Raw genomic sequence first — 9,495 nt, 5'->3', positions numbered from 1 at the left:
AACACCCGGCGGCTCTCTTGCCGCCGCGGGGTTGCCCTACCCCCCCCCGGGTGTTTGCCCCCCCCGCCCGGCGGGGGGGGGGCCCGCGGACGGTCCGCCAGGCGCTGCCCGCAGGGCGATCAGGCGGCTGAGGCGCCTTTTTCTTTCAGGGCGCGCAGCACGTCCGCCGGGCGGATCGGCAGGTGGCGCATGCGCACGCCGACCGCGTTGAAGATCGCGTTGCCGATGGCCGGGGCGATCGGCGTGGTGCCGGGTTCGCCAAGGCCGGTCGGCTTTTCGGTGTTGGTGACGAATTCGATATCCATCTCCGGCACGTCGGCGATGCGCAGCGGGGTGTAGGTGTTGAGGTTGCGGTCGCGCGGCAGGCCGCCCACGATCTCCGACCCCTCGAACAGCGCCATGCTGAGGCCCCACAGGGCCGCGCCTTCGGTCTGGGCGCGGGCGCCGTCGGGGTCGACGATGGTGCCGGCATCGACCACCAGGGTGAGTTTCTGGCAGCGGACGATGCCGGTGGCGCGATCGACATGCACCAGGGCGGCGCAGGCGATCCAGGTCGGCATGCCGCGTTCCTGTCCGAAGGTGCTGGCAATGCCCAGCGCGGTGTCCTTGGGCAGGGGACGGCCCCAGCCGGCCTTTTCGGCCACCCGGCGGATCACGGCTGCCTGACGGAGCGCGCCGCCGGTGGAATCCGGTGCCTCGCCCTTGTTGCGACCGGCGCCGGTGAGGTGCTCCAGCCGGAACTGGACCGGGTCGCGGCCCTGGAGATGGGCGATTTCATCCCACGAGGATTCCAGGCCCCAACTGACCCAGCCGGGGCTGACCGAACGCAGCCAGCCCGGCCGGAAGGTGCGGTTGGCGAGGTCGTTGGACAGCGCGCGCACGCGCAGCGGCCCGACCTCGTACCAATGGTCGCCGCCGGCGATGGCGAACGGGTCGTACGGTTTGCCGTCCACGCCCTTGGGCATGAAGGCCGGGGCCATCACCTGCGTCGGCCAGCCCGCCGAGGCATGGTATTCCATGGCCGTTATGGCCTTGCTGCCGTCGAACGCCACGCGGATGCGCTGGATGGAGGGCGAGCGGAACGAGTCGAACTGCATGTCGTCCGAGCGGGTCAGGATCAGCTTGACCGGCTTGCCCAGCGCCTTCGATGCCAGGGCGGCCGGGATCATGTAATCGCCGTTCAGCCGGCGGCCGAAGCCGCCGCCCAGCAGGTAACTGCGCAGGACGATGCTCTTCTCCGGCCGGCCCAGCGCCTTGGCCAGCGTGGGCAGGATCAGCGACTGCCACTGGTTGCCGGCGTGGATCTCGAAGATGCCGTCCTTCTCGAACGCCAGCGCGTTGGTCGGTTCGAGCTGGTAGTGCATGACCGAGGCGCAGGTATAATCCTGCGAAAAAACCGAGGCGGCGGCGGCGAAGGTGCTGTCCACGCCTTTGTCGTCGAACACCATCACGCCGCCTTCCTTGCGGTCGATCTGGGTTCTGCCGTGGTCGATCACGTCCTTTTCGGACACGTTGATCGTCTCGCCGGGTGTCCAGTCCACTTTCAGCAGGTCGGCGGCGCGGATGGCGGCGCTGTAGGTGCTGGCGATGGCGACGACCCAGCCCTGTACGACCTCGGACGGGTCCTCGATCACCAGATAGCGCTGGTAGCCTTTGACCGCGCGGGCGGCGCTGTCATCGACCGAGCGGACGCGCGAGCCGTAGCGGGTGGGCGGCATTTTGGGGCGGGCATAGACCATGCCCTCGACCTTGGCGTCGATGCCGTAGAGGGCGGTGCCGTTGGTCTTGGCCGGAATGTCGAGGGCCTTGAGGTCCTTGTTGCCGATCAGGTGGCGGTCGGCGGCCGGCTTGAGCGGCAGTTTGGCCAGTTCGTCGGGCGTGAAGCTGCGCGTGGGGTGGGCGCGGGCGACGATATCGCCGTAGCCGATGCTCCTGCCGCCGCCGATGACCATGCCGTTGCGGGTGGTGCATTGGGCGGCGGGGATGCCCAGCAGGCTGGCGCCGGCCTCGGTCAGGGCGATGCGCGCGGCGGCGCCGGCCTGACGGAAGATGTCCCACGTCATCCACACCGACCAGCTTCCGCCGGTGACCATCAGGCCCCATTTGGGGTCGCTGTCCACGTAGTTGATCGTGACGCGGCTCCAGTCCGCGTTCATCTCGTCGGCGATGATGCGGGCCAGGGCGGTGCCCACATGCTGGCCCATCTCGGCGCGGATGATGTTGACGGTGATGGCGCCGTCGGGCGCGATGGCGCACCAGATCGTGGGTTCGAACGCGCCGTCGCCGGGCAGGCCGGTGGCGGGGAACTGCTGGGCGGCGCGCGGGGCGGCGGGGAAGCCGAACATGACGCCGGCCCCCACGGCCGCCATCAGGAAGCCGCGTCGGGACAGGCCGGACCCGTCCGCGTGGCCGGCGCGCTGGCCGAGGGCGATGCGACCGAACTTACCCATTGGACGGTTCTCCCCCGGTGGCGGCCGCGGCCTTCTTGATGGCGTCGCGGATGCGGATATAGGTCATGCAGCGGCACAGAGAGCCGCCCATCACGGCGTCGATATCCTCGTCGGTCGGTTGCGGAAAATCCTTCAGCAGGCTGGCGGCCTGCATGATCTGGCCGGACTGGCAGTAGCCGCATTGCGGAACTTGCAGATCCTTCCAGGCCTCCTGCACCGGGTGGGTGCCCGCCGGGTCCAGCCCCTCGATGGTCGTGATGTCCGCGCCTTCGACCGCCGAGACCGGGGTGATGCAGGAGCGGGTGGCGCGGCCGCCCACATGCACGGTGCAGGCGCCGCACATGCCGATGCCGCAGCCGAACTTGGTGCCGGTGAGGCCGATTTCGTCACGGATCACCCACAGCAGGGGGGTGTCCTCGGGAACGTCGACCGAGATGTCGTGGCCATTGAGCCGAAAGCTGGTCATGTCGGGACTCCGTCTCTCAATGGGACGCGGCGACCGGTGGGGCCGGAAGCGTCGCGCGGACGGCGGCGGCTTTCTTCTCCAGGTCGGTCCAGGGCGGCAGGGTGGTGCGGGTGCGGCGCAGATAGGCGGCCAGGCGGGCCAGGTCGGCGTCGGTCAGCGCGTGATAGAAGCTGGGCATGGTGATGCCGCTCTGCCCTTCCTCGGTGCCGATGCCGCGCAGGATCACCTGATAGAGGTTGGTCGGCTCGTCCAGCCACAGCGCGTTGTTCAGCGCCAGTTCGGGACGGCCCAGCACCGGATGCGTGCCGGTATTGGCATGGCAGGCCGCGCAGGCGCCCTGGTAGAGCCGGGCATCGGCGTCGGCCGTCTGCGGCGTGGTCAGGTCGCGCGTCGAGCTGGCCATGGCCGTGGCCAGATGCTGGGCGTCGCCGGGCTGGCGGGCGTCGGCATGGTCGATATTGGCCAGGTAGTGGGCGATGGCGCGGATGTCGGATTCCGGCATCTCGCTCAGGCCGCCATGGACCACTGGCGACATCGGACCGGCGGCGCTGCCGTGCAGCGGGGCCACGCCATAGCGCAGATACTGGAAGAATTCGTTTTCCGTCCAGGTGACCGGGGTGGGGTTGGTGGCGTTGAGCGGCGGGGCGATCCAGTTATCGACCGGGGCGCCGTCATAGGGGGCGCTGGCCTTTTCGGCCCCCATCGCGTTGCGCGGGGTGTGGCAGGCGCTGCAATGGCTCAGGCCCTCGGCGAGGTAGGCGCCGCGATTCCACTGGGCGTCATGCGCCGGGTCGTTCTTGTACGCGCCCGGATGCAGGAACAGCAGCTTCCAGCCGGCCTGGAGGATGCGCATGCTGAACGGGAAGGGCAGCGTGTTCTCGCGTTTGACCGACGAAACCGGCTTCTGCGTCATCAGGAACGCATAGACGTCGGCGATGTCGCCGTCGGTCATGTGCGTGAAATGGTCGAACGGGAAGGCGGGGAACAGGTTGGCGCCGTCACGCGACACGCCGTAGCGCATGGCGCGGGTGAAGGCGGCCAGCGACCATGTGCCGATGCCGGTTTTGGCGTCGGGCGTGATGTTGCTGGAATAGATGGTGCCGAAGGGCGTGGCCATGGCGTAGTCGCCGGCCAGAGGGATGCCCGGCTGCCCGTCGCGGCGGGTGTGGCATTCCGCGCAATAGCCGCCGGCGGCGAGGACACGCCCGCGCTCGACACTTTCGGCGGAAAAGCTGGTGGCGGCGGGGGGCGCGATCGGCGCGATGGCGGGATGCAGCGCATAGGCCAGGAAGCCCGCGCCGGCGACGGCGCCGAGACCGACCGCGCCGGCTGCGAGGCGCAGGATGGCGGTGCGGCTGATCATGAATCTCTGGTGGACGGAAACCGCATGTCGTCACCCCTCTGTCATGCGCGGTGGCAGGTTGCCGTGCGTGCGAACTTTGGTGGGGTGGAAAATGGCGTTCCGTCCCTGTCCGTCTTGTGCCGGGCGGCCCCTCTTATGGAGCCGCCCGGCAGCCTGCAACCTTGAAGCAAGCTTTGTGACAAAATTTTAATCAATAAACCGTGAATTTTAAAAATCACAATTTGTTGAAATTTTTGTCACGGACAGAAAGATGTCGTCGTCAGTGCCCTTCCGGCAAGGCATAGGCGACGACGTAGTCGCCCAGTTTGGTCCCGAACGAGCCGTGGCCGCCATCGGCGGTGACGATGAACTGACGCCCGTTGACCGCATAGGTCATGGGGGTGGACTGGCCGCCCGCGGGCAGGCGGTCCTGCCAGAGCTGGCGGCCGGTGGTGACGTCATAGGCGCGGATGTAATAATCGGCCGTCGAGGTGAGGAAGGCAACGCCGCCGGCCGTGGTCAGCGGGCCGCCCAGGCTGGGGATGCCGACCTTGAAGGGCAGGGGGATGGGGGCGCTGTCGCGGGTCGTGCCGTTGCGGTGCATCCAGACGATCTTGTTCGTCCGCAGGTCGATGCCCGCCATGTAGCCCCAGCCCGGCTGCTTGCACGGCAGGCCCAGCGGCGACAGGAACGGGTTGAGCGTGACGCCGTAGGGCACGCCGAACTGCGGCTGGATGCCGGTTTCCGACCCGGAGGGCTTGGAATGGTCCGGCGTGGCCGGGTTGCCGGGGCCGCGCGGGATCAGGCGCGAGACGAAGGGGATGGCGATGGGGTTGGCGATGGCGATCTGCCGTTGCGGATCGACCGCCAGGCCGCCCCACTCGAACATGCCCAGATTGCCGGGGAACACCAGCGTGCCTTGCAGCGACGGCGGGGTGAACGGCCCCTCATAGCGCAACTGGTGGAACATGATGCGGCACATGAGCTGGTCGAACATGGTGCCGCCCCACATGTCGGCATCCGTCAGGTTGTTCTTCGGGCGGAAGGTCAGCTCGGAGAACGGCTGGGTGGGGGAGAGGTGGTCGCCCGGCGCCGGGCCCTGCGGCACCCTGGTTTCGGGCGCGGGGACGACCAGCGCGCCGGTGCGGCGGTCGAGCACGAAGATGTTGCCGGTCTTGGCCGGGGCGTAGAGCGTCGGCACGATCTCGCCCGACGCGGTGCGGATATCGACGAGGCTGGGCTGGGCGGGGATGTCCATGTCCCACAGATCGTGATGCACGGTCTGGTAGGACCACGCCAGCTTGCCGGTGTCGGCGTTCAGCGCCACGATCGCGCTGGCATAACGCTCGGCATCCGGGGTGCGGTTGCCGCCCCAGATGTCGGGGGTCTGCACGCCCATGGGGATGTAGATCAGGTTCAGTTTCGGGTCGTAGGACGACACGATCCAGGAATTGGGCGAGTTGGGAACGAAATGGTGCGTCTCGGACGGCATTTCGTTCGGGTCGGGGTTGCTGGGGTCGAAGGCCCAGATCAACTGGCCGGTATAGACGTCGAAGCCGCGCGTGACGCCCGAGGGCTCGTGCGTCGAGTAATTGTCCATCACCGCGCCCGAGACGATGACGGCCTTGTCGGTCACGACCGGGGGGGACGTGGCCTCGTAGAAGCCCGGCGTCTTGACCGTCATGTGCTCCTGGAGGTCGATGACGCCGTTATCGCCGAAATGGGAGCAGCGTTCGCCGGTCTCGGCGTCCAGCGCGTAGAGGTGGCCGTCATTGGTCGGCAGGAAGATGCGGCGGGGGCAGTCGATCGGGGCCTGCGCGCCGTCGATCGTCTCGGCGCCCGGCTGGGTCTCGTGGTACGACACGCCGCGGCAGGTCATGTGCTGGAAGGTGGCGTTGTATTTGATCTGCGGATCGAACGTCCATTTCTGCTTGCCGGTCGCGGCGTCGAGCGCGAACAGGATCTGGTGCGGCGAGCAGAGATAGACGGTGTCGCGGATCTTGATCGGCGTGACTTCGTCGGTGAATTCGCCGGGGTCGTCGGGACGCTTCATGTCGCCGGTGCGGAAGGTCCAGGCCACTTTCAGGTCGCGCACGTTGGCCGTGGTGATCTGCTTCAGCGGGCTGAAGCGGTCGCCGAACTGGGTGCGGCCGTAAGCCTGCCAGTCTTCGTCGGGCATGGCGGTGGCGTCGCCCGGTGTCGGCGCGTTGCCGGCGATCTGGGGCAGGGAGCCGGCGCGGTCCTGCGGGTCGTTCATGAGAGCGGCGGCGATGACGGCGACGGCCGCCACCACCGAGGCGCGCAGCGGCAGGATGGTCGCGACGCTGACGGGGCCGAGATGGCGCGTGACCGGCGGCAGCAGCAGCCAGATGCCCAGCGGCACCAGCACGTCGCCGCGCGGCGCCAGGGCCCAGAAATCGAAACCGACCTCCTTGACCGCCCAGACCATGGTCCCGATCAGCAGGGCGGCGTAGACCCACAGCGCCTCGCGCTTTCTGCGGAACAGCAGCCCCGCGGTGACCAGCATCGCCACGCCGGCGATGAGGTAATAGGGCGACCCGCCGAGCGCGGTGAGCCAGACGCCCCCTGCCAGCAGATAGAGGCCGATCAGGGCGAAAACCCCGGCGGTGATGGTAAGCACGGGAGGTGTCCCGTTTCGATTTATCATGAAGTGCCCAATGATTGTTGGAAGACGGATCGAGGATGCACCACGGATTTATGCGTCGTGAACATGGCGGTCATGCGATTCGTAACAACGTTTCAGTGCGATGTGAAACATTATCAACTTTCCGTGGTCATGGCCTGCCATGTCCGGGATGTCAGAGTCCGGGGGCGGACTCCGGCGGGCTGACGAGTGCGCGAAGACAGGCGCGGGTGCCGCCGGTGCGCAGGAACGTGCGGGTCTGGGTGAACAGGTCCACGAAGGCCGGGTGGTCGCGAAGGCCCCAGCCGTCGAACACCGACATGTCCAGCGCCTTTGCCGGGTCCTCGTCGGCGGCCAGGGCGAGGTCTTCGGGGCTGAGATGGGGTTCTTGGAGTTCGCAGGTGGCGCCCGTATCGTCGTGGCCGCGCAGATATTCGGCGAAGCAGGACAGCAGGAAGGCGATGCGTGCGGCGTCCGCCCCGCGTGCCAGCGTGCCTTCGGCGGTGGGGCGGACGAAGACCGGCAGTTTCGACGCGCTGTCGGAGGCGATGCGGGGAAGCTGGTCGCTGATGGCCACGTTGCTGAAACGGCGCAGGAGCTGGGCCGCGTAGGCGCGCAGTTCCATGCCCGGCGGGGCCTGGAGCAGCGGTTCGGCATCCTGGGCCAGGTAATGTTCCAGCAGCGCCACCATCTCGGGATTGTGCATGATGTCGCTGACGACGCGGTAGCCCATCAGCATGCCGGGCAGGCCGAGCATGGAGTGCGAGGCGTTGAGCATGCGCAGCTTGACCTGCTCGTAGGGCGTGACATCGCCGGTGAACAGGACGCCGACCTCTTCCAGTGGCGGGCGGCCGGCGCAGAATTTATCCTCGATCACCCACTGGATGAAATCCTCGCAGAAGACGGGCACGCGGTCGTCCACGCCGCTGCCGGCGTCGAGGCGCGTGATGTCCAGCGGGCCGACGCCCGGCGTGATGCGGTCGACCATGGTGCTGGGGAAGGTGACGTGGGCTTCGATCCAGTCGGCCAGCTCGGCGTCGCGGGCGCGGGCCCATGTGAGGAAGGCGGTGCGGGCGACGTGGCCGTTATGGGGCAGGTTGTCGCAGGACAGGACCGTGAACGGGCCGGCGCCGGCATCGCGGCGCAGGCGCAGGGCCTCGGTCACCAGGCCGAAGACGGTGTGCGGCACCGGGCGGGCGAGGTCTTCGGCGATCGTGGGGTGGTCGAGCTGGAAACGGCCGTCGGCGTCAATGTAATAGCCGCCTTCGGTGACGGTGAGGCTGACGATGCGGATCGCCGGGTCGGCCAGGCGGTGGATGGCGGCCGCGCGGTCGTCGGGCGCGTGCAGGTACTCCACGATCGCGCCGACGACGCGCACGCTGTCCGGTGCGTCGGCCGGGCATTCGGTCAGGGTGTAGAGCCCGTGCTGGGCCAGTAGCGATTCGGCCTTGGCGCGTTCGGGCGGGTCGTCCATCACGCCGATGCCCAGGATGCCCCATTGCGCGTTGCCCGGCCGCGCCAGCACGCGGTCGATATAGACCGCCTGGTGCGCGCGGTGGAAATTGCCCACGCTGAGATGGGCGATGCCGGGGCGCACGGCGGCCCGGTCGTATGACGGGACCAGCACGGCGGGCGGGACCGCGCCGAAGGGGGGAAGGATGGTCATCGGATGTTCCCTGGTTGATGGCCGGTTGGCCGGTCGGCCGCCTTGTGCCCGGCGGCTTCGAGGGAATTCCGTCATCGCGGCTGCAAAGGGGGAACGCAAGGCTTGATTGCGGGGTGGGGTTTGTTTATAGGCAGCGACCTGTTCGCGCGTCCGGGCCTGAAATGGGCATGCCCGGCCGTGACTGCTGTCTGACCGTTTGCGGTCGCAGCCCGCAGAATTGAAGGAGATGAAAATGCCCAAGATGAAGACCAAGTCGTCGGTCAAGAAGCGGTTCAAGATCACCGCGACCGGCAAGGTGCTGGCTGGGCCGGGCAACAAGCGCCACGGCCTGATCAACCGCTCGCAGAAGATGAAGCGCACCAACCGCGGCTCGCAGACCCTGACCGAAATGGACGGAAAGACTGTGAAGCAGTGGGCGCCCTACGGGCTGGCATAAGGAGCACCTGAAACATGGCACGTGTTAAGCGGGGCGTCACGACGCACGCCCGTCACAAGAAGGTCCTTGAGCAGTCCAAGGGCTTCCGCGGCCGGTCTTCGACCAACTACCGCATTGCCCTGGAGCGCCTGGAAAAGTCGCTTCAGTATGCCTACCGCGACCGCCGGAACAAGAAGCGCGATTTCCGCGCCCTGTGGATCCAGCGCATCAATGCCGCGGTGCGCGAGCATGGCCTGACCTACAGCAAGTTCATCTTCGCGCTGGACAAGGCCGGGATCGAGATCGACCGCAAGGTGCTGGCCGCCATCGCGTATGACGATGCCGCCTCCTTTGCCGAGATCGTGAAGAAGGCGCAGGCCGCTCTGGCGGCTTGATTGCTCCTTTACGGTGGTGATCTGGAACGGGGCCCCCCCCCCACACGGCGGGGCGGGGGGGTGTGTTGGGGTTTTTCGGCCGGGGGCGGCGGGGTGCGCCCCCGCGGGGGCGGGTTT

The 9,495-nt window shown here is 67.9% G+C and carries 7 protein-coding genes; 2 read left to right on the top strand and 5 right to left on the bottom strand.

Annotated elements, in window-relative coordinates; genetic code table 11:
* Window positions 1-119: 119 nt before the first annotated feature.
* The 5 genes from ABF821_RS12715 to ABF821_RS12695 all read right to left on the bottom strand — a co-directional run bounded on the left by ABF821_RS12715 (window position 120) and on the right by ABF821_RS12695 (window position 8,568).
* Window positions 120-2,450: a molybdopterin cofactor-binding domain-containing protein gene (locus ABF821_RS12715; protein ID WP_415530231.1), complete on the bottom strand. Its 2,331-nt coding sequence runs from the start codon at window positions 2,448-2,450 to the stop codon at window positions 120-122.
* Window positions 2,443-2,916, bottom strand: a complete 474-nt coding sequence (locus ABF821_RS12710; RefSeq protein WP_182974695.1) for a (2Fe-2S)-binding protein — start codon at window positions 2,914-2,916, stop codon at window positions 2,443-2,445. The genes ABF821_RS12715 and ABF821_RS12710 overlap by 8 nt, the downstream gene beginning before the upstream one ends.
* Before the next feature lie 16 nt (window positions 2,917-2,932).
* Window positions 2,933-4,279, bottom strand: a complete 1,347-nt coding sequence (locus tag ABF821_RS12705) for a c-type cytochrome (RefSeq protein ID WP_415530230.1) — start codon at window positions 4,277-4,279, stop codon at window positions 2,933-2,935.
* Window positions 4,280-4,538: 259 nt separating this feature from the next.
* Complete coding sequence (locus tag ABF821_RS12700; protein WP_415530229.1) at window positions 4,539-6,926, bottom strand: glucose/quinate/shikimate family membrane-bound PQQ-dependent dehydrogenase; 2,388 nt, start codon at window positions 6,924-6,926, stop codon at window positions 4,539-4,541.
* 151 nt (window positions 6,927-7,077) lie between these two features.
* The gene (locus tag ABF821_RS12695) at window positions 7,078-8,568 is read right to left on the bottom strand and encodes a mannitol dehydrogenase family protein (protein ID WP_415530228.1); all 1,491 of its coding nucleotides are present in this window, start codon (window positions 8,566-8,568) and stop codon (window positions 7,078-7,080) included.
* Between the two features lie 232 nt (window positions 8,569-8,800).
* Here ABF821_RS12695 and rpmI point away from each other — a divergent pair, with 232 nt between their 5' ends.
* Together rpmI and rplT are read left to right on the top strand one after the other, a co-directional pair.
* Entirely contained in the window at window positions 8,801-9,004 is a 204-nt protein-coding gene (rpmI, locus tag ABF821_RS12690) for a 50S ribosomal protein L35 (protein WP_114729229.1), read from the top strand.
* A 14-nt stretch (window positions 9,005-9,018) separates the two neighbouring features.
* Window positions 9,019-9,378 carry a 50S ribosomal protein L20 gene (rplT, locus tag ABF821_RS12685; protein ID WP_114729155.1) on the top strand — a complete coding sequence of 120 codons (360 nt, stop codon included), beginning with the start codon at window positions 9,019-9,021 and terminating at the stop codon, window positions 9,376-9,378.
* Window positions 9,379-9,495: the final 117 nt, after the last annotated feature.

The sequence above is a fragment of the Gluconacetobacter sp. genome (assembly GCF_047721585.1).
Classification (GTDB): Bacteria; Pseudomonadota; Alphaproteobacteria; order Acetobacterales; family Acetobacteraceae; genus Gluconacetobacter; species Gluconacetobacter dulcium.
This window is presented reverse-complemented; position numbering and strand designations above follow the sequence as displayed.